Raw genomic sequence first — 25,218 nt, 5'->3', positions numbered from 1 at the left:
GTTCATCATCCTTCCGCTTTTAGCTCTAAAAGTAAATCGCGAAGCTCCGCGGCTCTCTCAAAGTCAAGCGCCTTGGCGGCTTCCTTCATTTCATGCTCCATCTGTTCAACGACTTTCTGGCGTTCTTTCTTCGTCATTTTCGACAGCTTCGGCGCAGCTTTTGTTTTGTATTCCGCTTTATCCTCAGCTGCTACTGTGGCACGAATGACATCGCGAATTTCTTTATTTATCGTTTTCGGCGTAATGCCGTGCTCTTCATTAAACCGCTCCTGCTGCTCGCGTCGGCGTTTTGTTTCATTAATCGCAATTTCCATAGACTTCGTTATTTTATCGGCGTACATAATGACGCGGCCTTCCGCATTTCTCGCTGCCCGTCCGATGGTCTGGATCAGCGACCGCTCCGAACGAAGGAAACCTTCCTTATCCGCATCCAAAATCGCAACAAGGGATACTTCGGGAATGTCCAAACCTTCCCTCAGCAGGTTGATGCCGACAAGCACATCGTACTTGCCAAGGCGCAGGTCGCGGATAATTTCAATCCGTTCAAGCGTCTTGATTTCAGAATGCAGATAGTTTACTTTAATGCCGATTTCCTTTAAATAATCGGTCAGATCCTCTGACATCTTCTTCGTCAAAGTTGTCACAAGCACCCGTTCATTCCGCTCTATTCTAGCTTGAATTTCGCCGATCAAGTCGTCAATCTGACCTTCGATTGGACGGACGTCAATAAGCGGGTCAAGAAGCCCCGTCGGACGAATGATCTGTTCGACCATTTCATCTGTATGTTCAATCTCGTACGGCCCTGGTGTTGCGGATACATACACGATATTGTGCATATGCTTTTCAAATTCCTCAAAACGAAGCGGACGGTTATCAAGCGCTGATGGAAGCCGGAAGCCGTGATCCACGAGCACCTGTTTCCGCGCCTGGTCTCCGTTAAACATGCCGCGCACCTGGGGAATTGTCACATGCGACTCATCCACCACGATCATAAAATCGTCTGGGAAATAATCAAGAAGCGTATACGGCGTTGAACCTGGAGGCCGCAGAGTCAAATGTCTTGAATAGTTCTCGATGCCGGAGCAGAAACCCATTTCACGCATCATTTCAAGATCATATCTTGTCCGCTGCTCTAAACGCTGCGCTTCAAGGAGCTTTCCGTTTTCATGCATGACCTTTAGCTGCTCCTCAAGCTCCTTCTCGATATTTTGAATCGCCTTCTCCATTTTCTCGGCCCGCGTTACGAAGTGGGAAGCCGGGAAAATCGCAACATGATCTCGGTCGCCGAGAATTTCTCCTGTCAGCGCATCCACTTCCCGAATCCGTTCGATTTCGTCACCGAAAAATTCAACTCTGATACAATGCTCATCACGGGATGCCGGAAAGATTTCCACTACATCCCCGCGCACACGAAATGTACCGCGCTGAAAGTCGATATCGTTGCGGGCATATTGGATGTCTACAAGTTTTCTGAGCAGCTCATTGCGCTCAATTTCCATTTCAGTCCGCAGTGACACGACCATTTCCCGGTATTCCTCAGGCGAACCGAGGCCGTATATACAAGACACACTCGCAATAATAATGACATCTCTGCGCTCAAACAAAGCTGATGTGGCGGAGTGTCTCAGTTTATCAATTTCATCATTAATACTAGCGTCTTTCTCTATAAATGTATCCGTTTGAGGCACATACGCCTCCGGCTGATAATAATCATAGTAGCTGACAAAATACTCGACAGCATTGTTCGGAAAAAATTCCTTGAACTCACTGTAAAGCTGTCCAGCAAGGGTTTTGTTATGGGCAATCACGAGAGTCGGCTTATTGACTTCTTTAATCAAATTAGACACCGTAAATGTTTTCCCAGTTCCTGTCGCACCCAGCAGAGTCTGATGCTTCTTGCCCTCCTGAATTCCTTTCACAAGCTTTTCAATGGCTTTCGGCTGATCTCCCTGGGGCTGATATTTCGAGACTAACTCAAAGCGATCTTTCACAAAAATAAGCCTCCGTTTCTTTAACGAAATCTTCCTATAGATATAGTAACACAATGGAAAGCAAAATCACTAAAAATACGAACTAAAGTTCGGTGGTTTTTTATTTCCAGCTGTTTTTGTGTATAAAAAACCTGCTTTTAAATCGTAAAAGCAGGTATTCAGTCTTTATATTCATTATGTCCGATTTATTCTTCTTTTTTCTCTGCAGCTTTTTTGGCCATGTACAGTCCGCCAGCCACAAGAGACACAACATCCAATCCTACAATAAAATACGTTTCTGTATAGCCTTTTAAATAAGAGGCAAACAGCAATGCAGCTGTTAAAGCGATCGCCACATAATGATTAAAGGTGACTCTAGTAAATAGAACAACAAGCATAAAAGGGAAAAACAATGCAAAAACGGCTTTTGTAATCAACAAAAACCCTCCTCAGGGATTCTTCATCTGATCTGATTATAGTAAAAAATGAAGAATCGGACAATCGTGCATTCGCTCCCTCTCCTACACCATACCCCTTTTCAGCCAAAATCAATCACCATATTTGCATTTTGGTGCTGGTCAAAACTTATTCCATGGTGCCGCTGTTCTAATCAGCGGCACTTTTTTTATTACATCATCAAGTCCGTCGCCAGATTCCGAGAATAAAAGAAAATAGGCATACAGTACCAGTACGGCCGCATTTTCCAGGATAATATAACCAACTTAACTATTCATTTTATTTAGGACTTTCTGCGTTTGACAGCATTTTCCTGAAAACCTACAATTGAATGATAGTGTTTACTATCATTTTTTAAACACAGGCTCCGCAATAAAAAGACTAGAGAGAAAAACAAAATGAATGAAGAAAAGAGGGGTTTCAAATATGTATTCTGTTTTATTTCGCCAGGCAGAAGAGTCCAGCCAGCTGGCTGGAGCAAAAGGAATGAATTTGATTAAATTGACCAAACACGGTCTTCCTGTTCCGGACGGGTTTATTATTCAAACGAATGCGCTCGCACGTTTTATGGAGGACAACCAGCTTCAAGAGACTAGTGAAAACGTCGAAAGCGGGATCATTTCTGGAACATTTTCGGATGAGCTGAAAGATGAGCTGACTAGTTCCTTTTATAAGCTTAGAGAATCATATCGATCCGTAGCCGTGCGTTCTTCGTCTGCTTCGGAAGATTTAGAAGGCGCCTCATTCGCGGGTCAATATGAAACCTACTTAAATATCAAAACAGAGGAAGAGTTTCTGGCTAAAGTGAAAGAATGCTGGGCCTCATTTTTTTCTGGGCGGGTCAGCAGCTATAAGAAAAAAATGAACAATCAAATCGCAGAGTCGTTAATGGGAATAGTCGTTCAGGGGCTGATCGATTCAGAAATGTCAGGTGTTATCTTCAGCCGCAACCCTGTTACCCATGATGATAGAGAGCTTTTAATCAGCGCCAGCTACGGGTTGGGTGAAGCTGTTGTTTCAGGAAGTGTTACCCCAGACACGTTCATTGTTAATAAATCTTCGTTTGAGATTCAGAAAGAAATAGGTGCAAAGGAAATCTACATGGAGTCTGCGGCAGAAGGAATTGCTGAAAAAGAAACGAGTGAAGACATGCGCAGCCGTTTTTGCCTTACAGATGAACAAGTGATTGAATTGGCTGAAATCACAAAAAAAACCGAAGACCTGTACGGATATCCTGTCGATATAGAATTTGGAATTGCTGATCATCAAATATACCTTCTGCAAGCTCGCCCGATTACAACCATTGATCAGGACAAAAAGGCGGCAGAAGAAAAACGCAGCTTCATGATTACCGACACTGATATGAATGATTTCTGGCTTAACATGGAGTCTAATATTGAAGGTCCGGTGAGTCCGTTATTTTCATCCTTCATCGTGCCAGCATTGGAATATGGCTTGAAGAAGAGCATGCAAAAGTTTCCGATTGGTGTAGTTGTTGATGAAGTAAAACTTTATCGCGGACATATTTATTCCAAAAACCAAGGTGGACAGCAGCCTCCTTCTGAAGACTGCGGCAAAGAGCTTTTCCCGATTTTATCGGAGCATATGTATGACATCATCAATCACACATACCTCCCTTTTTACCGGACACTGGACCAGCTCGCACAAACTGAGCATACCGCAGAAAGCGCACTGGATGCTTTTCAAAAACTAAAGGCCTTTTATCTCACGGCTTATGAAGAGCACTTCAATATCGTTTTCCCGCAAATCCTTTTAACAAACAAACTGCAAGCGATGTATCAGGACATTCAAGGAGAGTCCGAAAACGCTCATTTTTATGAGATGCTGACAGGAAAAATGAACAAATCACTGGAAACGGACCGTTGCTTATGGCTATTTTCTATGGAAGTTCAGGAGAACCCGAACCTTCTGACCATTTTTGAAAACAACAAGCCTGAACAGCTCCAGGAGAAATTAGAACAAACAGATGAGGGGAGACACTTCCTGAAGAACGTCCATGAATTCTTGCAAGAATACGGATGGAGATCTGTTAAAAGTCATGATCTGATTGAACAAATCTGGGTGGAAAATCCGTATTTCGCTCTGGCTAATATTCAAAATTATGTCCGTAATGGCTATCATTTTGACAATGAATTTCAGAAAACGAAAGAAAAACGAGAGAAATTATACAATGAATTCTTGGAAAACATAGAAGATCCCGGTTTGCGCACCGAATTTGACCGCTATTATCAATGGACACTGAACTCTGCAAATATAAAAGATGATCACCACTTTTATATTGACGCCATGCTGGATGCCAAGGCGAGAATCTTTCTGCTGAAGATAGGTGAATTGCTGGCGGAAAACGGTGTCATTCAAGATCGTGAGGACCTTTGGTTTTTATATGACGACGAAGTGGAACAAGCGCTTCTTCACCCTGTATCCCTGCAAGAAAAGGCTGAAAAACGCAGACAGATTTTTCATGAGTATGAGCTGGCCCAAGCCCCTGCCTACCTCGGCACCCCGACAAAAGAACAGCTCAAAGCAGCTGAAGAAATTGTCGGCGCTGTGATAGAGGATGAAAAAAACACAGAGAATCATATTTTTGGCATTGCGGCATCAAGCGGCATTGCGACAGGTCCGGTGAAAATCATTCGGGACGCCAATGAATTTTCTCAATTCGCGCCTGGGGACGTACTCGTTTGCAAGATGACCACACCGCTATGGACCAGCCTGTTTCAAGACGCCAAAGCGATTATTACAGACACAGGCGGCATTTTGTCTCACGCTGCGATTATTGCCCGTGAATACGGCATTCCAGCCGTTCTCGGCACACGCACGGCAACCGAAAGACTGCGAGACGGTGACATCATCACTGTTGACGGAAGCAGCGGCAAAATCACAGTTGTCAGCCGGTCCTGATGCGTCCCCCTCTTTCTTATACAAGCGGGGCGGGTGTATACTTGTCCTGCCAGTATACTCGTGAGGTGAAACGTATTGAGACCGACAAACAAGAGAATCCTTGACGCTGCCATGCAGCTGCTCGTCAAAAAAGGATATCGCGCAACAACTACAAAAGAAATTGCAGAAAAAGCAAATGTAAGTGAAGCGACGATTTTCAGGAACTTTAAAAACAAACAAGGACTAGTTGAGGCTTTGCTTTCTCAGCATTCTTCAAACAGAGGCAGCATTTTGGAACAAACAGAAGGGGATTTGTACAAAGACCTGCTTCATATCGGAACCTGTCTCTTGGAGGAGCTCGAACATAGAAAAGATATCATTAAAATCAGCTTTCGTGAACCGGCCATGTTTCAGGATGTCATTAACCACGTCACTGAATATCCCCAATCTATGAAACAGCTATTGGTTGATTATCTCAAAACAATGGGTGAGAAAGGGGTTATTCAGACAGGAAATGAAGCGGAGCATGCCGACGTGTTCATGTCGATTATCTTCGGTTATTTCATTCACCGTCTCCACTTAGGAGACCGGGTCATATCAATGCCCCAGGAAAAAATGCTGGAGCACAGCACAGCTCTATTTGTCAAAGGAATTTCTGCTGATTAACTCCTTGGCATAATAAAAAGGAGGATCCCAATGAGCTCAAGAAAAGAATGGGCGCTGATCGTCTCGCTATTATTGGGGGCCATTCTGGCTCCCATTAATTCAACGATGATCGCGGTCGCGCTCTCATCTATTTCCCATACGTATAACGAGTCCATCGCAAGCATCACTTGGGTGGTTACCGTTTATTTAATCGTGATGGCAGTCACACAGCCGATTGCAGGAAAGCTGGGTGACATGTACGGCAATAAAACAATGTACTTATGGGGAGTCGGCCTTTTTCTAATCGCATCTCTAGGCTGCGCCCTTTCACCGAGTCTGCTCCTGTTAATTGTTTTTCGGGCATTGCAGGCTGTCGGCGGGGCATTGCTTACGCCAAACAGCATTGCCATTATCCGGCATGTTGTTTCTGAAAAACGCCTACCGAAAGTGTTTGGATTTTTCGGACTGGGTGCGGGACTTGGTGCAGCACTCGGGCCTTTTATCGGCTCTATACTGATTGACAGCTTCAGCTGGCATTCGATTTTTTGGGTCAACATCCCGTTCCTCGCTATTGCTTTATTTACGGCATTAACGATGTTTCCTCAATATAAAGAAAATAAATCTGACGCGCCGCTGGATATCATCGGCTCTCTCTTGCTTGCAGGCAGCATCGTTTCCATTATCCTGCTGACGAAAAATGAGGCTCCATGGGGATATGCGGTATACAGTGTATTGATACTTCTTTTTGTTCCGCTTTTTTTCAGAAGAGAAAAACGTACCAAGCACCCTATCATTGACTTTGCACTGTTTAAAAGCTCAACCTTTACAAATGCGAATTTATCAGTCTTGTTAAGCAATTTGATGATGTATGCCGTCTTATTGATTATGCCGTTATTTATGACGAACCAATTTGGGCTTAATACGTCTAACAGCGGGATGGCGCTTTCTATATTTTCAATCTTCATGTCAGCCAGCAACTGGGTGGGCGCGCAGCTCCATCACAAATGGGGAGCCAAAAAAATCATTTTTCTTTCATTTGCCATGATGGCTGGTGCGAATCTATTATTTTTGCTGTTAAGCAGCTCGCATTCTGTCTTGTTCCTCATGCTCTCTCTTATCCTTGGCGGGCTCGCTTCCGGAGTCGGTCTGACCAGCATGCAGGTGTCATCCCTTGCCACAGTAGACCCCGGAATGTCAGGAGTGGCATCCGGTATTTTCTCGACCTTCCGTTATTTCGGAAGCATCATTTCATCAGCCTTAATTGGCCTGATTTCGGGATATCACATCCTATTTATGATTCTCTTTGCTGTATCCATCATCGGCGTTTTTGTTTCATTGGGCATCAAATCTGATGAAACGGCACGGATAGAAAAAAACTCAGCGTAACACAAAACAGCCCGGCATCGCATCTTCCTGCGGTGCCGGGCTGCCTTTTATGATCCAGAAGCGACTGCTTCGTCTTCACGGTCATCCTTTACGAAGAGGATGCCCAATTCATGATGTTCTCCTTCATAAGAAGCTCGCTGGTCAAAACGAATTTCTCCATTCAAACCGATAATTTCAAGCTTCACATATGCACGGTTATGCTGAAGCGCTTCATAGAAATCAGAAACGTTCTTAACCGGTATGCCATTGACTTTCGTTATGATTTCCCCGATTTTCAATTCCAGGTCCTCAGCCGGCGTATTGGGGATAATCCCAAGCACCATTAAGCCCTGATCCCTTTTCGAGAAGTAAAACGGAGCCGCGTTATCATTCACTCTTTGCTTTATGGACAGAAAAATGCGCCCTAACAAAGCAGTACAGACCGCTGCACCCGCAAGCGGCGTCCACAGTAAGCTCGCTGCACCGAGAACTGCGACGGCAAGACCGAGAATACAAACGCGTTTCGCTGTGATCCTTATACTCGTTTCAGGCAGCGATCCCTGTACCCTTTGTCCAAATCCGACAAAGTAAGGAATCCATAGAAAATGGAATGAGCCGCCGGGAACAGTAAACACGGGCCACCAGCTAAGGTGCGATTCTAAACCATTACCGGGCACGAGAAGGAACAGCGGCAAAAGCCAAACCCGTTTTGCCAGCTGCTGTCCGATCGGCAAACCGCGGCTGCTTACGACAAGTGCCGGTGATGTTCTCACATGCGCAGAACGATAAGCAACCGCTCCTTCAGTGATAATCAGCAAACCTAGAAACACAGCTACAGCCGGCCAAACAACTGCAAATCCTTGCGGAAATCTCTCCAGAAAGGGCTCCGCCTGATATATTTGCAGTCCAAAACCTATCAGCATACTCACACTGACGATATATGCAGCAGACATCCAGTTTGCGCGAAGAGTGAACGCTGCCGCTGCAGTGATAACGGCAATAATCGCAAGTAAACCGAGAGGAATCGATAATCCGAGTCCACCTAAAATAACTGACAAAAGAAGACCTGGAATCAGTCCCTTTGTATATGTAAATTTCAGATCATCATAAATATCTGCTATTCTTGTATGAAAGGTTTTTCGTTCCCGTTTGATTCTTACATAGCCGAAAGCCAGGGTTATGATGATAAAAAACCAGAAAAGCGGGTGTAAGAAGAACAAGCCCGCGCTTTTTAACAGTTCAATTCCCCATTGAACAGACACTATCTCTCACCGCCTCAAGCCAAACATGTTACTCATATTCTATCAAATATTAAATGGCTTGGATATCCTCAGGAGAGTTTATCTCTCTTGCGTCATCCACAGCGTGACATTCGATAGTGAAAAATCCTTTAAATAGTGGTTTACATCCACATCCAATAACCCGCTGATTAGATGCATCGACCTTTTTATATCTGTCAGATTAATTCCTAATCGCTTATGATTTTTCATTAAGTAGTTAAAATAATGTTTGGCGCATTCCTCATTAATGTCATTTACTGATTCGACATTGGTGTAATTGACCAAATATCTGCTGAACAGCATAAGAAGACTTAGTGCTTTTGTAGCTGAAAATGTTACGTCTTGTGTTCTGTCTTTTAATTGTTCCACTAATTCATAATATTTTTTTTCACGCACAATACTTGCCCTCTTCAATTGTGAACCCCCATTTTCTTTATACAGATAAGCACGGGCCAGTATAAGCAGCAGTACTGGAGTGCTAACAAGCATTCTCGCTAACGTTACTCTTTAAATACCTGTCGTTCAGCTGCCATTAACCTGATTACTGTTCTTTTTAGAACCTTCTTATATTGTATGAAGTAAACAAAGACTAGGCAACTTGCAAAAGTTTCATTTTAAATGCATATTAACTCGTTAGAAAGTCTCTCTCATATATTGATATCGGGTAATAACAGTCCTTTATAAATGTTTATTTGTGAAAATTTTTTTAATTTCTTGTCAAAAACTCATTTTTTATGTGACTTATGATCCATAATCTCTTTAAGCACAAAGAAACAGGAGATGGAATACCATCTCCTTTAATTGACAAATAATGATTTCAATGCTGTTTGAAGCTGCAAATCATTTTTTTCATCTGATTTTTTCTTTTCTATCTGCCGGTTTAATGTCTCTGCAGTGCGAGTGTCGATCACACCGGTTTTATTCAGCTTGTTTTGATCCTGAAAAGCCATAACCGCTTTTTTCATGTCTTTGCTGAAATAGCCATCCTCACGTCCCGGATCAAAGCTGAGACCTTTTAACAATACCTGCGCATGCTTGACGTCTTCATTGTTCATGTCCACTTTAAGCGGCTCTTTCAGCTGTAAAGGCCCGGCGGAAAAATAATCGGGCTGCTTAATCGCAATGGTCGGTTCAATTCCTTTCTTATGAATCCAGTTTCCATTTGGCGTCAGCCACTTGTAAAGCGTTAATTTGATGTTGCTGCCGTCCCCCATTGGCACAGCCTGTTGAACCGTTCCCTTTCCAAAAGACGTATCGCCTACAACATCATAATGGCCAGCTTCCTTTAATGCGCCGGCAAGAATTTCTGATGCAGAGGCACTTCCTTTATCCGTAATCACATTGACAGGGTACGCTTTTTTATGGGTCAATGTTGAAAAATAACGTTTTTTATCCCCATTGCGTTCAGCAATCTGAATATACGGCTGATTCTTTGTAACGAAATGCTTAAGAATTTCTTCCACACTTTGAAGATATCCGCCCGGGTTGCCGCGTACATCAATGACAAGTCCTTCTATTTCTTTTTTCTCAAGCTCCCTCAGCGCTTTTGCAAAATCCTCTGCGGTGTGCTCAGAAAAAGTAGAGATGGCAATATATCCGACAGAATGCCCCTGTACTTTTTTCTCTGATGCAAAAACCGTTTCGAGTGGAATCTCAGCTCTCTTGATCCGGAATGACAGCTGCTTCTTCGTTCCAGGCCGCTGAATCTTCATTGAAACGCTGGACCCTTTTTTTCCTCTTATTTTTAACACAGCGTGGTTTAAATCCTTGCCGGCCATCGATTCTCCATTGATGCTGATAATTTCATCATTAGGCTTCAACCCGGCTTTTTCCGCTGGCGATTTCTTGAATGGGGAAACAATAATAATTTTGCCGTCTTCCATGCCAACCTCAGCCCCGATGCCTTCAAATGAGGAATCAAGAGAATCAGAAAATTGCTTAGCTGTCTGCTTATCCATGTAAACAGAATAAGGATCATTTAGCGTAGACAGCATTCCCTGGATGGCTCCCTCGAGCAGCTTTTCTCTATCTACTTTTTCTACGTACTCATTCGAAATTAACTCATACGCTTTTTCGATTTTGTCCATAGCTTTATCCCGTTCAGAGTCAGCTTGTGCCGTCGCGGGAACTGCTGCAGTCTGGGGCTTATCCATCTCAAGCAGGTTGATTCCCGCATATACACCGGCGCCTCCGAACAGCATGCTCCCTGCTGCTATCACAGCCATTATTTTTTGATTCATCCTTTACTCCTCCTGTATGCCAGACTGTCTTTACCAAAACCTAGAGATAGTATATGTAAAGGATGGAGATTTCATGTAATCATAGAAGAAAAAGAAGGCAAATGAAAAGCCGTCCCGAAAGCGGAACGGCTTTTTCACTTTATACTCGCAAAAACTTGCGGATGGAAGTCAGACTTCCCCATACTCCAATTACTGCGCCGATTGCAATCAGCACTAGCGAAACTTGGAATACAAATGGATTATAAGGAAGAAGAGAGACAAATGATCCTTGAACCTTTGGAACGACCCATCCGATGACGTATTGGTAAGTGCTCAGCACCAGTGCAATCGGAATCACAGAACCGAATACGCCTAGCAGCAATCCTTCAAGGAAAAACGGCCAGCGGATAAACCAGTTTGTCGCGCCGACAAGCTTCATGATTTCAATTTCTTTTCTTCTTGCGAAAATTGTAATTTTAATGGTGTTGGAAATTAAGAACATCGCCGTAAATACCAGGCCGATAATTAACGCGATTCCAATGTTGCGGGAAACGCCGACCACTTTAAACAAACGGCTGACCTCTTCTTTTCCATAAGTGACTTTATAAACATGATCCATTTTTTCGATCTTTTTCGCCACGTTCGGCGTATCATGCGGATCTGTCGTTTTGACGACAAACGCATCATTAAGCGGGTTTTCCTGATCCTTCATTGTCAGAGATTTTCCGCTGTCACCAAAACTGTCAACCAGCTGGTCAAGCTCTTTTTCTTTAGATGAAAAAGTAACACTCTGAATGCCCTTCAGTTCCTTAATATCGTTCTGAAGCTTGTCCTGTGCCTTCTGATCTGCAGTCAGATCAATCAGCACTTTGATTTCAACTTGTTTTTCAGCATTCGTGGCCATGTTATTCAAATTCAGCATAATCACTAAAAACACGCCGACTAAAATCAGCGTAACGGTTACAGCACTAATGGATGCAAATGTCATCCATGTGTTTCTACCGAGAGATTTAAAACTCTCACGCAAGTGGCGCCCGAGAATTTTAATCATATGAACCATACTCCCCTCTTGACTCATCACGCACAATGATACCATCTTCGATTGCAATGACACGTTTCTTCATGGTGTTTACGATTTCTTTATTATGTGTCGCCATCACGACTGTTGTCCCGCGGTTGTTAATTTCCTCCAGCGTCTTCATGACTTCCCAAGACGTATCCGGATCAAGGTTTCCTGTCGGTTCATCAGCAATGACAACATCAGGATTGTTCACAATTGATCTTGCAATAGATACACGCTGCTGCTCCCCGCCTGAAAGCTGGTCAGGAAATTGTCGCGCTTTATGCTTCAACTGCACGAGATCAAGCACTTCAAGCACCCGTTTCTTAATGACAGACGGCTGTTCTCCAATCACTTCAAGGGCAAATGCCACATTTTCAAAAACAGTAAGTTTCGGAAGAAGCTTGAAATCCTGAAAGACAACGCCTATTTTGCGGCGCACGAAAGGAATCTCTTTTTCTTTAATTGTCGCGAGATCTTTATGATTGATTAAAATTTGTCCTTTTGTCGGTTTTTCTTCTCTGTAAATCATTTTAATAAAAGTAGATTTACCCGCTCCGCTCGGACCAACAACATACACAAACTCGCCGGGATGAATGGTAACAGAAATCCCATTGAGCGCTTTTACGCCGTTCGGATAGGCTTTATATACTTCCTTCATCTCTATCATGAAATCACCTAATCTTTTATATCATTTTATCTATCACACGGTCATACTCTTCGAATGCATTCGACAATTTATGACCCATTCATTTGTAAAAAGATGAAAAATCTGAAAGTTCCCTTTTTCAATACACTTCATTATACGTCAAATTTAGACATAATACTATTACAGTTTCTTTTCATTCATATTGTCAAGGCATAAAAACATCCTTGCCGGCACTCGGCAAGGATGTTTTTATCTTACTTTTTTTCTGACAGCCATTTGGCAATAACAGCGGCTTCGTTATCCTCTACAAGCCCCTTTGGCATATTGCCGCGGCCGTTTTTAATAATGCTTTCAATTTTGTGTTCATCGTATTTGCCTCCGACCTCTTGGAGATTAGGCCCTGACACACCTTCTAAATCCTTGCCGTGGCAGCCTACGCAGCTTTGCTGATATAATTCTTCCCCTTCAGATGCAGTGGCTTCCGTCTTGCTGCCGGTGTCTGCCTTCTCTTCTTTTGCATCGTTTGATCCGCAGGCAGCTAACAGAACAGAAAGCGCAAATCCAATCATTAGTATCGATAACTTTGATTTCATGTTGAGAAGCACAACTCCTTTACGATCTCTTCCATATTATAACCTCGTTTAAGCGCGTTTGAAACCCTCGCCCAGCACCTCGCTCGCGTCTGCTACAATCACAAAAGCTGACTCATCAATCTGTTTGACGATTTGTTTCAATTTGGTGAATTCAGTTTGCCCAACCACGCACATTAAAATCGGACGGTCATCGTCAGTATATCCGCCGACTGCAGAAATTTTTGTCACGCCTCTGTCAATCTTCTGTAAGACAGCCTCCTTGACAGCCTGCTCCTGCTTTGTAATGATGAGTGCCATTTTTGAACGATTAAAGCCGACTTGCACAACATCAATGGTTTTGCTGGACACATAGACGCCAAGCATGGCATATAAGCCTTGCTCAATATTAAATACGATCATAGCCGTAACAACAATCATTCCGTCAATGATGGCGAGGCACTTCCCCAATGACAGACCGGAGTACTTATGAATGATCTGTGCAGCCAAGGCTGTACCTCCCGTCGAACCTTTCCCTAAGTACACAATACCAATTCCGATACCTATCCCGACACCGCCAAAAATCGCCGCCAAGAGTTCATGATGAGTGGCGGGCTGAATATCCCTTGTCAGAAACACTACTAGCGGCAAAAACACAGAACCTGCAAGCGTCTTTAGTCCAAATTTCCCGCCGAGCAAAATGACGCCAGCAATAAATAAAGGGATATTAATAATCCACTGTACATACGCTGCTTCAAAACCATATGATTGTAAAATCGTACTGATCCCGCTGACACCGCCGGCGGCAATCTTATTCGGAAGCAAAAATACATTAAAGGACACGGCCGTAATCGCTGCTCCTATCAATATGTATACATAATCCCGTAAAATCCACAATGTTTTATTCCGTACGTCCATCATATATCCTCCGTTTCTTCCAATGCTCTCCGATAGCATTTTAATCCTTCCCTGATTAGATGTAAATAACACCCAAATACAGTGGTAATATGCTAAAGCAGCAGTGAAATCAAGGATATAAGGAAAAAAAACACACCCGTATGCATCAGGTGTGTTTTTCAGCTTATGAAAGCTTAGAACGCAGGTAGGCATCAATAAACGTATCAATGTCACCATCCATTACAGCTTGAACGTTCCCCATTTCTGTATTGGTCCGATGGTCTTTTACCATGGAATACGGATGGAATACATAAGAACGGATTTGGCTGCCCCAGCCGATTTCTTTTTGTTCACCGCGAATTTCATCCAGCTCTGCCTGCTGCTCTTCAATTCTGCGCTGATACAGCTTGGCCTTCAGCATTTTCATGGCTCTTTCACGGTTTTTAATTTGTGAGCGCTCCGTTTGGCATGTCACAACTACGTTCGTCGGCAAGTGAGTAATCCGAACGGCTGAATCCGTCGTATTGACGTGCTGTCCGCCCGCGCCGCTTGCACGGTACGTGTCAACTTTAATATCCTCCGTACGAATATCAATATCAATTTCATCGTTAAATTCAGGCATAACTTCACATGAAACGAAAGATGTGTGGCGGCGGCCTGATGAATCAAATGGTGAGATCCGCACAAGACGATGGACACCTTTTTCTGCTTTGAGATACCCGTAAGCGTTATGTCCTTTGATGAGCAATGTCACTGACTTGATTCCAGCCTCGTCACCTGGAAGGTAATCGAGTGTTTCTACTTTAAAGCCGCGGCGCTCTCCCCATCTTGTATACATTCTAAGAAGCATAGAGCCCCAGTCCTGTGACTCTGTACCGCCAGCACCAGGGTGCAGTTCTAAAATCGCGTTATTTTTATCATACGGTTCGCTGAGAAGAAGCTGAAGCTCAAACTCATTGAACTCTTTTGTTAATGATTTTAGTTCTTTTTCAAGCTCAAGCTGGAGATCAGTGTCCGGCTCTTCTTTCAAAAGATCATGAGTCATTTGTAATTCTTCGTGGGATTCATTCAATTTTTTATACGAATTGACATAATCCTTTAAACCGTTTGCTTCATTTATAACCGTTTGAGCTTTTTGCTGATCATTCCAGAATTCCGGATCAGCCATTTGTTCATCTAGCTCAGCAATGCGGGCCTCCTTTGATTCGAGGTCAAAGAGACCCCCTAAAGTCCGCTAAACGAGAAGCCATATTTTCGAGCTCTGCTCTGATTTCTGATAATTCCATTTCATTCACCTCATTAAAAGATCCGCAGGCGCCTGCAGGCGCCGCGGTCAGTAAACTTGCCGGGGCGAACTATTCAGTACGGCCGCAGCAATTTTTATATTTTTTCCCGCTTCCGCAGTGGCATGGGGCATTTCGTCCGATATCAACCACTTTGCGAACCGGTGCTTTCTTCGCTTTTTTGTTATCGTCGCCTTCTTGCGGCTGATGAGCTGTTGTTTGGCCTTGTACAACCTCTTCACGCTCCAGATTATTTTCAATCTCAGCCTTCATCACAAATTTTGCGACTTCGTCCTCAATTGATTCAATCATATGCTCAAACATCGCAAAGCCTTCCATTTGATACTCACGAAGCGGGTTCGTCTGCGCGTAAGCACGAAGGTGAATCCCTTGGCGGAGCTGATCCATCGCATCAATATGATCCATCCATTTAGAATCAACGGCACGAAGAACGATAACTTTTTCGAATTCGCGCATTTGCTCTTTTCCGAATTGCTCTTCCTTCTCATTATATTTTGTGATGATGCGATCCATAATGAGCTCAAGCATTTCATCCGGTTCTTTCCCGAAGATATCGCTCTTCTCAAGCGCACCTTCATCAAGATAAGTTGTGTTGATAAGATCAACTAGACCGTCAAGCTTCCACTCCTCAGGAAGCTCTTCTCTTGGCGTATAGGCTGCAATTGCGCGTTCGAGAGAAGACTTGATCATATTTTCAACGATTTCACGCAGGTTTTCAGAGTCAATGACTTCAAAGCGCTGCTTATAAATGACCTCACGCTGCTGGCGGAGAACATCATCATATTGCAGAAGCTGTTTACGCGAATCGAAGTTATTGCCTTCGACACGTTTTTGAGACGATTCAACCGCGCGAGAGACCATTTTGCTTTGGATTGGAGTAGAGTCGTCCATGCCGAAGCGGTCCAGCATCGCCATTGTCCGCTCAGCTCCGAATCTGCGCATCAATTCATCTTCCATAGAAAGATAAAATTGAGTAATCCCCGGGTCTCCCTGACGTCCGGAACGACCTCGAAGCTGATTGTCAATCCGGCGTGATTCATGTCGTTCTGTTCCGACTACAGCGAGTCCGCCAAGCTCTTTTACACCTTCGCCAAGCTTAATGTCCGTTCCGCGCCCCGCCATGTTAGTCGCAATCGTAACTGCGCCTTTTTGGCCGGCCTCTTCAATGATCTGCGCTTCACGTTCATGGTTTTTGGCATTTAACACTTGATGCGGAATTCCTTTGTTTTTAAGCAGCTTAGAAATCAATTCAGATGTTTCAACGGCAACCGTACCGACTAGAACAGGCTGTCCCGTCATGTAACGCTGTGCGACATCCTCCGCAACTGCCTTAAACTTTCCTTCCATCGTGCGGTAAATTAAATCCGGGCGGTCATCACGGACAACAGGCCTGTTGGTAGGGATCGTGACAACCTGCATGTTGTAGATGTTGCGGAATTCTTCTTCCTCTGTCTTAGCTGTACCCGTCATACCGGCAAGTTTTTCGTACATCCGGAAGTAATTTTGGAACGTAATCGTCGCCAAGGTCATGCTTTCGTTTTGAATCTCAAGCCCTTCCTTCGCTTCAATCGCTTGGTGAAGCCCCTCACTGTAGCGGCGGCCTTTCATCAAACGTCCCGTGAAGGAATCAACAATAACAACCTGTCCGTCTTCCACTACATAGTCAACGTCCTTTTGCATCGCAACGTGAGCTTTTAAGGCCTGGTTGATATGGTGGTTGAGCGCGACATGCTTCACATCAAAGAGGTTATCGATGCCGAACGCTTTTTCCGCCTTCGTCATTCCTTCTTCAGTAAGCTGTACAGCTTTTGTTTTGATATCGTACGTGTAATCCTTCTCCGCTTTTAACGTGCGGACAAAAGCATTTGCCTGTACGTACAGCTTAGTGGATTTTGCAGCTTGTCCAGAAATGATAAGCGGTGTTCTCGCTTCATCAATTAAAATAGAGTCAACTTCATCTATTACCGCAAAATGAAGCGGGCGCTGAACCATCTGCTCTTTATAAAGAACCATATTGTCACGCAAATAATCGAAGCCAAGCTCGTTGTTTGTGGAGTAAGTAATATCAGCGGCATAAGCTTCCCGTTTTTCGTCTTTTGACATTGAGTTTAAATTCAAGCCGACAGTCAGACCGAGAAACTCGAAAATTTTCCCCATTTGTTCAGCGTCACGGCTTGCCAAGTATTCGTTGACAGTCACGACGTGTACGCCTTTACCTGTTAACGCATTTAAATAAACAGGCAGAGTAGACGTTAATGTTTTCCCTTCCCCTGTTTTCATTTCCGCGATATTTCCGTCATGAAGCGCTACGCCCCCCATGAGCTGGACTTTAAACGGAAACATACCTGTTACGCGGCGTGAAGCTTCTCGAACAACAGCGAAAGCTTCAACAAGAAGATCATCTGTTGTCGCCCCTTTTTCAAGACGCTCTTTAAATTCAATTGTTTTATGTTTCAACGCGTCGTCAGAGAGATTTTCATAGTCTCCGCGAATCGCATCAATATCGTTAGCAATTTTTTCGTATCTATTCAGCGTACGTTTTGTTGGATCAAACATTTTATTTAAAATTCCAAGCATTTATAACGCTCCTCTATCATCACATGCCTATTTTAAAGGCATGTATAAATAATTTACTAGTCCATGTATACCTCTCATTATCATATCATACCTTTTGTTATTTCCAAAGAATTTGCAAATAAGAAAAACAAAAACCTTCCGCGGACATCACGGAAGGCTTCTCTTCATTATTCAGTCGGTTCAATTAAGCCATATTTCCCGTCATTTCTGCGGTACACGACATTTGTAAGGTTTGTTTCCGCATTTGTGAAAACAAAGAAATTATGGCCGAGCATATTCATTTGCAGGATCGCTTCTTCACTATCCATCGGCTTTAAATTAAAGCGTTTCTGACGGACGATATCCAAGCTCTCCTCCTCTTCTATGTCATCCTGAACCGCAATATCTGTATCAGAGCCAAGACCGTTTGCCAATAAATATTTTGGAGAGCCCTGCTCACGGAATTTACGGTTTACTTTCGTTTTATGCTTACGGATTTGACGTTCCAGTTTGTTTGTTGCGAGATCAATTGCGTTGTACATATCCTCGTTATGCACCTCGGACCGAAGCGCCAGATCTGTCATCGGAATCGTAACCTCAACCTTAGACTCCTTGTCATTGTAAAACTTCAAGTTGACGTTCACATCAGCATCCACGCTATGGTCAAAATAGCGCTCCAGCTTGCCGATCTTCCTCTCGACATGATCCTTTAACGCGGGTGTCACTTCAATATTTTCTCCTCTGATGTTATAGTTCATCAAAGAACGCCTCCCTTTTATTAAGGATATGTATCTATTTCTCTTTTACCCTTTACAATTCCTGCTGAAACATAAATCTTTTGTGAAAATTCAGTGAACTTTGTCGAATTTTGTTTGTATTTGCTCTGTTATTGGCGGTTCGGAGGTATATGTATATGCTGATTGAACGAAACAAATACCTCACACACGCCTAATTGATTAAAAAGGGTTCCATACATTGATGAATAGACAGCATCCATTTTCTATAATGAATCAGAAAATGTTCCTTTAAATACTCACAGAACTCATGAGAGGGAAAAGAGAAAGAGACCAATTGATCAAACTCCGCAAAAATTTGGTCAAATGCTTTCACACAAATTTCAGCACACCGCGAATCCATAATGAAGAGAAGTGTTGAATGTGTTGAATCCAAATAAAAAAAGGCTTGGATCAGATCTTGGTAGATCCGATCCCCTTCTGTTTTTGATAAATTCTCTTCAGCCTCTATCAAATAACACAACCCTTCTTCAATGGTAAAAAGAAGATGATAATAAGCTGATAAAAGCGTATAATCTTCAATGCTCTTCAAGGCACTCACCTATTTACGCTTGTCATAATATGTGCCGTCAATCGTAATGTTGTTATAAGGATTTAAATACGTCGTATGCATCACACGTTTTCTTTTCATCTGCTGAAGTTCTGCTGCGATTGACTGCTTCAGTCGTTCCATTTCCTTCACAATAAGCTGATCCCATGTCAGCACAAGCTTCATCTGCTTTCGCTCTTCTTCTGAAAGCGGCAGAGATATCTCCTGAATCAGTTCAGACCGTGTAGCCACAAAGTCTTCAATTTGTTTTAAAAGTTCATCGCTTTCCGGCGTATTTTGTATGTGTGACAGCATACTCTTCGTCTCAGTGTATAGTTGATCTATATTATTCATGCGATCCCGCCTGATCCGTGCCGGTCCTTCCGCTCACTTTGAATGGCCTGTTTCCAAGCATCGCGAAAATCTGTTACATAGCCTTCAACCTCAGCCAGCATGCCCGTATCATTTTTGATATTTGCCTGTACCAATCTTCGATACATATAATCGTACATCGCACCCATGGAAGCGGAAAGCTCTATGTTACGGTTAAGTGTAAAATTTAATTCCTGAATAATATTTTGCGCTTTAATCAGATTCTCATTTTTACGTTCCATATCATCATTCTCGATGGCCTGAGAGGCAAGTCTTATAAATTTCAAACAGCCATTATACAGCATAAGCGTCAGTTCACCGGGTGTAGCCGTATTCACTGAATTTTGCTGATAGGCTGTATAAGGATTTTGGATCGCCATGTGTCATCCTCCAAATTACATTTATTGTACAAGAAGCTGTGATAAATAGGACGCTTGTTCGTTCATTTTTTGAATCGCAGAATCCATTGCACTGAATTTTGAATAATAGCGGTTTTCTATTGTGGTTAACCGGTCCTGCATTTTGGTAATATCAGTGCTGATCGTATTTAAATTTTTACCGATTGAATAATCATTGGTTCCCATTGTCGAGTTGCCGGCTTTTGCTTCAATGCTTTTCACCGTACTTTTCAGGGTGTCACCGATGCGTTTCATAATCCCTTTATCACTATAGGCGCTGCTGTTCGATCCACTTGTAAATAAAGCGGCAACACTTTGCGGATCTTCTTGTATTTTGGCTTTCAGTTTGTCTTCATTAATCTCTAAATGTCCCCGCATTTGGTAAGTACTTGAGGTTGTTATGCCGAATTCTGTCAATTGATAGGTTTTCCCATCCGCATTAACTTGAGTATAAAAGTCAGTCCGCATTTGGTTCGTGCCGGTGCTGATGCTGGAATCATTTCTAAGCAATCCGCTTTTTGCCTTCTCCTCCCAGAGCTCTACCTCTTTATCGGACATGGCTTCTTTTTGTTCACTTGTCAACGGAGTATAGTCTCGGTATTTTTCTTCTTTCAGCTTTTCATTCAGGCTGTCAACCATTTCATTGTATTTATCTACAAACTCTTTGATTTGATTATAAATCCCGTCAACATCAGTAGAAACAGATGTGGTAACAGGACCTGTGGCTGCAGTTGTATTTTTAATCGAGTAAGTAACACCATTCACCGTGAAATTGTTTGTCAGCTTCTCCATTTCAAAGCCGTTAATTGTGACTTTGGCATTTGTGCCTTCTTTGTAAGCAGTGAGCTTATTATCAGCATCCAAAGAAAAACCAAGCTGACCGGACATAAAGTCAGCTGTAGCAGAGTCTGCTGCCTGTATACTGCCCCCTGCACCTGTTGCTTTAGAAGAAAACGCAATGGTTTCTACGTACTCTGTACCATTCCAAATTTTATCTTTAAAAGCTGATACTCCTAGATCTGAACTGTTAAGTTTAGAAATCACATTATCAATCGTATCGGCGCTCGTCACACTGATGTTCACTGTTTTTGCCGTTGTCTCACCAGGCGCAACAACGTTAAATGCCAAATTATAATCGCCTTGTGTATAATCCGTATAATTGTTTGCCTTATACGTTGCTGCGGTTGCCAAGCTCGCCACTTCAACAGTAGAAGAAGAGTTTGGTGCACTTGCGCTTCCTGTAGCAGTTAACACAGACTCATTAGAGCTTGTCACAGTTTTGCTCTGATACGTGCTAGGATATGTCAACGTATTTTTAGACATATAATCTTGCAATTCTTTTATTTTTGTATTGACTTCACGATAGCTGTCACGCTGCCATTCAAGAGTCTGCTTTTTTTGCTTCAGCTTATCAAGCGGCGCTCTTTCTGTCTGCATCAGCTTTGATACAATATCATCTATATCCATTCCTGATGCCAGACCTGTTATTCTTGTGACCATCTCAAACCACTCCTATTCTACTTTTTTTCATCTACAAATAACCCGAGAAATTCAGTCATAGCCGCATAAAAATCAAGCCACCGTTTTGGTGGAATTTCGCGGATCACTTCATTTGTAGAGTCCTCTATTACTTTTACATAGTATTCATTTAACTTCTCATGAAGCTCAAACTTCAGGTGAACTTGCGAAGGTTCCAAAAGCTTGTTCATTTCCCCCACCATTTCAGCAAGATTGGTATATGAAACTTGATGAACAGGAACCTCGTTATCATTATCTTTCTGATTATGTATTTGAGTATCATAACGATCCCAAACAGGTTGTAACGTAGTGAGCCTTTCAATGTTCAATTGATCATCCCCTATGCCCCAATCTATCGTTTATATCGACTAAATCGAGATAAGATTACACATATTTTTGGAAAAAAATCTTCTGTTTTAGATTTCTTGTTTGGAAATACATTTATAAAAAGTTAGTGGAGAATCCGGTTATTATATCACGAGTTAGTGACAGCAAGGGGGAAGTATTCGGAGCTAGAAACATTAAATAAAAGACCTTGGCGTTGCCAAGGTCTTTTTTAAAATTAACGTAATAATTGAAGTACGTTTTGCGGCTGTTGGTTTGCTTGAGCAAGCATCGCTTGAGAAGCCTGAGAAAGAATGTTGTTCTTTGTGAACTCACTCATTTCTTTAGCCATGTCAACGTCACGGATACGAGACTCAGCAGCTGTCAAGTTTTCACCAGAAGCGCTTAAGTTGTTGATTGTGTGCTCTAGACGGTTTTGTACCGCACCAAGTTTACCACGCTCAGAAGATACTTTGTTAATTGCAGAATCTACTTTAGTTAAAAGCGCATCTGTGTTAGCTGCCGTAGCTGTTGTTACTTTGTAATCTGCTTTTAACATGTCAAGACCTGTAGCAGCAGTACTCATATCCCCAATGTTAACTGTTAATTGTTGACCTTTGTTGGCACCGATTTGGAAAGTGAATCCATTTGTCTGCGTACCATCAAGAAGGTTTTTACCGTTAAAAGCTGTACGTTGAGAAATTCCATCTACCTCATCAAGAAGGTTATCAATTTCATCTTGAATGGCTTGAAGGTCTGTCGTTGCATCTTGAGTACCAGTGTTACCCGCTTGAACAGTTAACTCACGAACACGTTGAAGAATTGAGTGAGTTTCAGTCAATGCACCCTCAGCTGTTTGGATAAGAGAGATTCCGTCTTGAGAGTTTTTAGAAGCCATATCAAGACCTCTGATTTGTCCTCTCATTTTTTCAGAGATCGCAAGACCTGCTGCGTCATCTCCCGCACGGTTGATACGAAGACCTGAAGAAAGTTTCTCCATGTTTTTTTGTGATGCACCGTTGTTTGAAGACAAACGGTTCAGTGTGTTAAGCGCTGCGATATTGTGGTTAATTCTCATTTTTATTTCCTCCCTGAATATGTTGTTAAGGCACGTCCTTGTGCCCTTATTTTTGTAACTGGCGGAGTCTTTTTCGCCTCCTCCCGGCTACATCATTAATATCGGATTGTCTCTGATTTTGTTAATACAAAAATAAAAAAATCCTCACTTTTTTTGTGAGGATAATGCGGAGATCACATCGCTGGATAAGGCTGCCGCACGGTTATTTTCTTCCTGAATGGTCAAGTAGATTTCTTTCCTGTGAATATCAATATGCTTTGGGGCGTCAATTCCAAGCTTCACTTGATCCCCCTCAACCGCAATCACTTTCACTTCAATATCAGCACCTATTTGAATCGCTTCGTTTATTTTCCGCGATAAAACTAGCATGATTCTCCTCCAATCGGATGCTTTGTCGTATATGAGGAGTCGTGTAAAACGACTTGCTTAGCCATCATGTTCTTGCGATTCACAATAATGGGGGCCAATAAATTCGCAGTAGAATTTTCAAATGGCTCTGCCATAGTCAATATTGTCATGACTTCTACGTCTTGAATATTATCGATATCCAAAAGTTCAGCAGTTGATTCATCAAGGTCAAATTCATAATTCTTAAAAAAGATAAACGGACTTACAACGATAAACGCAAGATTTTCTGAAGTGACGGACTGCAGTGCCACGAATGGGGAGTCTTCTGAAAGCGGAAGTATGACGAACTGTTTTTCTTCTAAAAAGCCTGGAATCCCGCTTTCAAAAAGAATGATTTGTTCTTCTTTTATGTTCATTTGGCCATGGTACTTCGTATGAATGATCATTTTTCACGATCCTTTTCTTTTTACTTTTCGGGTGATTCTTTCGGGTATTCTACATCTATATTTAAATCAGGGTATTGGAGCATGTCAACCTTAACATTTCCTGGCGTATATTCAACAATTGGCTTATGCGGCTCAGCCTGAATAACAGGCTTTCGCGGCGTAATCTGAACATCAAGCTGTGACGGAGTATATTGTATTTTCACCCTAGATAGAGAAGGAGCATAATTTTCGCCTAATTGAATTTGGTGCATTTCAGAGTTCCTCCTTGCTTGTGAAGCGATTGGGTTCCCCTTATTTTCAATCCTCATAAGCTCGTCGCCTTCTTCTGCAGTGCGTGCTATTCCCTCCATTACATTCTCATGCCCTTGTTGGGCGGCTTCTTCAATTCTCTTGAAAACATGCTTTCTGTCTAATTCTTCCCATGCTTGTGTCTGGTCAATCGTGAGTTTTCCAGATGTCACCGATATTTCCATTTCCGCACTCGGCTGTTCGATCTCTAGATCAGCTTGAGGCTGCTCCATTTTTAAGCTGGCAGGCGTCGTTGTTAAACCAATTTTTCCTTGAACACTATGCATAATCAATCTGGGAATCTGCATCACTCTACCTCCTGAACTATAAAAAAAGCGAACTCCTAAGAGCCGCTTACTTTAAAAAGTCAATCAATGTAGGCTGAACAATTTGCGCATTAACAGCCAGAGTAGCCCTGTGAACGCTTTGCTGCGCAATAAATTCAGTTATTACTTCTTCCAGTTCTACATCTTCATTGTCTGATAACACTTTAGTAGCTGTTTCTTCTTGCGCTGATAGTCTTGTATTAACCAGTTCAAGACGATTATATCTCGCTCCAAGATCAGATCGTTCAGCGCTCATGCCGTCAGAAAAATGATCAATATCATCTAAAACACTGTCCATGCCATCTAGCGAACCAGAATTTAGTGCTTTCTCAAAAGAATCAAGCATTTCAAATACATTCTGCCCGCTTTCAGAAGTGCCTCCAAAAGCTGACTTTGGATCTGAATTCACTTTCAATGACATATTATTTGATATATTGACTACGACATCAGCTGTATCAGAAATTGTATAAGTTCCGTCTCCGTTATCTGTAACCGGAGGCTTATCTGAATTTGTGCCATTAAAGATATATCTGCCGTTCACTTGTGTATTCGCAATATTTAAAAGCTGTTCCTTTAACTGCTTTACCTCTACGCCAATCGCTTGCCGCTCCGACTCGCCGTTTGTATCATTTTGAGCTTCAACCGCTAATTCTCTGACCTTTGACAGGATGTCAATTCCTTCTGTAATGTTTGTTTCTGTGTTTTCGAGCCAGGTAAAGGCTTGAGAAGCATTGCTTTTGTACTGCTGCACTTGAGACAGTTGCGTATTATACTTTAAGCTTTTCATTGCTACTACAGGATCGTCGGAAGCTTTTGAGATTTTTTTCCCTGAAGAAATCTGCGACTGGAGTTTATCCAGCTTCGAGTAGCTCGAACCGATATATCTCAGTGAGTTTTGCTGTATCATGCCTTGTGTTACTCTCATG

The 25,218-nt window shown here is 42.6% G+C and carries 25 protein-coding genes; 3 read left to right on the top strand and 22 right to left on the bottom strand.

Features of this window, described 5'->3' with window-relative positions; translation table 11 throughout:
• Positions 1–5: 5 nt before the first annotated feature.
• The gene (gene uvrB / locus M1D94_RS03160; RefSeq protein ID WP_003228054.1) at positions 6–1,991 is read right to left on the bottom strand and encodes an excinuclease ABC subunit UvrB; all 1,986 of its coding nucleotides are present in this window, start codon (positions 1,989–1,991) and stop codon (positions 6–8) included.
• Positions 1,992–2,176: 185 nt separating this feature from the next.
• Positions 2,177–2,407 (bottom strand): CsbA family protein, encoded by a 231-nt coding sequence (locus M1D94_RS03155; RefSeq protein WP_003228053.1) that lies wholly within the window; start codon positions 2,405–2,407, stop codon positions 2,177–2,179.
• A gap of 445 nt (positions 2,408–2,852) precedes the next feature.
• Between M1D94_RS03155 and M1D94_RS03150 the strand changes: the two genes are divergently transcribed.
• The 3 genes from M1D94_RS03150 (at position 2,853) to M1D94_RS03140 (ending at position 7,358) form a co-directional block, all read left to right on the top strand.
• Positions 2,853–5,348: a PEP/pyruvate-binding domain-containing protein gene (locus tag M1D94_RS03150; RefSeq protein ID WP_032726941.1), complete on the top strand. Its 2,496-nt coding sequence runs from the start codon at positions 2,853–2,855 to the stop codon at positions 5,346–5,348.
• Between the two features lie 75 nt (positions 5,349–5,423).
• The gene (locus M1D94_RS03145; RefSeq protein ID WP_003244088.1) at positions 5,424–5,993 is read left to right on the top strand and encodes a TetR/AcrR family transcriptional regulator; all 570 of its coding nucleotides are present in this window, start codon (positions 5,424–5,426) and stop codon (positions 5,991–5,993) included.
• 30 nt (positions 5,994–6,023) lie between these two features.
• On the top strand, positions 6,024–7,358 hold the full coding sequence (locus tag M1D94_RS03140) for an MFS transporter (RefSeq protein ID WP_456270413.1): 1,335 nt from the start codon (positions 6,024–6,026) through the stop codon (positions 7,356–7,358).
• Positions 7,359–7,405: 47 nt separating this feature from the next.
• Here the strand turns inward: M1D94_RS03140 and minJ are convergent, their stop codons facing one another.
• The 20 genes from minJ to flgL all read right to left on the bottom strand — a co-directional run bounded on the left by minJ (position 7,406) and on the right by flgL (position 25,217).
• A complete protein-coding gene (gene minJ / locus M1D94_RS03135; RefSeq protein ID WP_456270412.1) occupies positions 7,406–8,599 on the bottom strand; it encodes a cell division topological determinant MinJ in 1,194 nt (397 codons plus the stop codon).
• Positions 8,600–8,677: 78 nt separating this feature from the next.
• Entirely contained in the window at positions 8,678–9,031 is a 354-nt protein-coding gene (gene swrA / locus M1D94_RS03130) for a swarming motility protein SwrAA (RefSeq protein WP_015251121.1), read from the bottom strand.
• Between the two features lie 383 nt (positions 9,032–9,414).
• On the bottom strand, positions 9,415–10,857 hold the full coding sequence (ctpB, locus tag M1D94_RS03125) for a carboxy-terminal processing protease CtpB (protein ID WP_153257056.1): 1,443 nt from the start codon (positions 10,855–10,857) through the stop codon (positions 9,415–9,417).
• 139 nt (positions 10,858–10,996) lie between these two features.
• Positions 10,997–11,887 carry a permease-like cell division protein FtsX gene (gene ftsX / locus M1D94_RS03120; protein ID WP_009968247.1) on the bottom strand — a complete coding sequence of 297 codons (891 nt, stop codon included), beginning with the start codon at positions 11,885–11,887 and terminating at the stop codon, positions 10,997–10,999.
• Complete coding sequence (gene ftsE, locus M1D94_RS03115) at positions 11,880–12,566, bottom strand: cell division ATP-binding protein FtsE (RefSeq protein WP_003228039.1); 687 nt, start codon at positions 12,564–12,566, stop codon at positions 11,880–11,882. The genes ftsX and ftsE overlap by 8 nt, the downstream gene beginning before the upstream one ends.
• A 233-nt stretch (positions 12,567–12,799) precedes the next feature.
• Positions 12,800–13,138 (bottom strand): cytochrome c551, encoded by a 339-nt coding sequence (cccB, locus tag M1D94_RS03110; protein WP_021480707.1) that lies wholly within the window; start codon positions 13,136–13,138, stop codon positions 12,800–12,802.
• Positions 13,139–13,186: 48 nt separating this feature from the next.
• Positions 13,187–14,032 carry a YitT family protein gene (locus M1D94_RS03105; RefSeq protein WP_003242677.1) on the bottom strand — a complete coding sequence of 282 codons (846 nt, stop codon included), beginning with the start codon at positions 14,030–14,032 and terminating at the stop codon, positions 13,187–13,189.
• 163 nt (positions 14,033–14,195) lie between these two features.
• Positions 14,196–15,297 (bottom strand): peptide chain release factor 2 gene (prfB, locus tag M1D94_RS03100; protein WP_010886623.1). Its coding sequence is split into 2 segments (ribosomal slippage): positions 14,196–15,224 and positions 15,226–15,297, totalling 1,101 coding nucleotides; the frame shifts between segments, so codons are not numbered across the junction.
• Positions 15,298–15,366: 69 nt separating this feature from the next.
• On the bottom strand, positions 15,367–17,892 hold the full coding sequence (gene secA / locus M1D94_RS03095) for a preprotein translocase subunit SecA (RefSeq protein ID WP_003228033.1): 2,526 nt from the start codon (positions 17,890–17,892) through the stop codon (positions 15,367–15,369).
• Positions 17,893–18,059: 167 nt separating this feature from the next.
• On the bottom strand, positions 18,060–18,629 hold the full coding sequence (hpf, locus tag M1D94_RS03090) for a ribosome hibernation promotion factor (protein WP_003228031.1): 570 nt from the start codon (positions 18,627–18,629) through the stop codon (positions 18,060–18,062).
• Between the two features lie 190 nt (positions 18,630–18,819).
• On the bottom strand, positions 18,820–19,197 hold the full coding sequence (locus tag M1D94_RS03085; RefSeq protein ID WP_003244377.1) for a hypothetical protein: 378 nt from the start codon (positions 19,195–19,197) through the stop codon (positions 18,820–18,822).
• A gap of 9 nt (positions 19,198–19,206) precedes the next feature.
• Positions 19,207–19,548 carry a flagella biosynthesis regulatory protein FliT gene (gene fliT / locus M1D94_RS03080; protein WP_042975227.1) on the bottom strand — a complete coding sequence of 114 codons (342 nt, stop codon included), beginning with the start codon at positions 19,546–19,548 and terminating at the stop codon, positions 19,207–19,209.
• Positions 19,545–19,946 carry a flagellar export chaperone FliS gene (fliS, locus tag M1D94_RS03075; protein ID WP_014481041.1) on the bottom strand — a complete coding sequence of 134 codons (402 nt, stop codon included), beginning with the start codon at positions 19,944–19,946 and terminating at the stop codon, positions 19,545–19,547. The genes fliT and fliS overlap by 4 nt, the downstream gene beginning before the upstream one ends.
• A gap of 21 nt (positions 19,947–19,967) precedes the next feature.
• A complete protein-coding gene (locus M1D94_RS03070) occupies positions 19,968–21,464 on the bottom strand; it encodes a flagellar hook-associated protein 2 (protein WP_456270411.1) in 1,497 nt (498 codons plus the stop codon).
• A 17-nt stretch (positions 21,465–21,481) separates the two neighbouring features.
• Complete coding sequence (gene flaG / locus M1D94_RS03065) at positions 21,482–21,811, bottom strand: flagellar protein FlaG (RefSeq protein ID WP_021480710.1); 330 nt, start codon at positions 21,809–21,811, stop codon at positions 21,482–21,484.
• A gap of 233 nt (positions 21,812–22,044) precedes the next feature.
• Complete coding sequence (hag, locus tag M1D94_RS03060) at positions 22,045–22,884, bottom strand: flagellin Hag (protein ID WP_120027546.1); 840 nt, start codon at positions 22,882–22,884, stop codon at positions 22,045–22,047.
• Between the two features lie 144 nt (positions 22,885–23,028).
• A complete protein-coding gene (csrA, locus tag M1D94_RS03055) occupies positions 23,029–23,253 on the bottom strand; it encodes a carbon storage regulator CsrA (protein WP_003219727.1) in 225 nt (74 codons plus the stop codon).
• Complete coding sequence (gene fliW, locus M1D94_RS03050) at positions 23,247–23,678, bottom strand: flagellar assembly protein FliW (RefSeq protein ID WP_032726959.1); 432 nt, start codon at positions 23,676–23,678, stop codon at positions 23,247–23,249. Before fliW ends, csrA begins: the two co-directional genes overlap by 7 nt.
• Positions 23,679–23,698: 20 nt before the next feature.
• A complete protein-coding gene (locus M1D94_RS03045; protein ID WP_046160904.1) occupies positions 23,699–24,274 on the bottom strand; it encodes a DUF6470 family protein in 576 nt (191 codons plus the stop codon).
• A 46-nt stretch (positions 24,275–24,320) separates the two neighbouring features.
• Positions 24,321–25,217, bottom strand: coding sequence for a flagellar hook-associated protein FlgL (flgL, locus tag M1D94_RS03040; RefSeq protein ID WP_015714797.1), 897 nt, complete (start codon positions 25,215–25,217; stop codon positions 24,321–24,323).
• Position 25,218: the final 1 nt, after the last annotated feature.

The sequence above is a fragment of the Bacillus sp. JZ109 genome (assembly GCF_053903135.1).
Note: the sequence above shows the minus strand (reverse complement) of the source record. Positions and strands in the feature narration are given on the sequence as shown.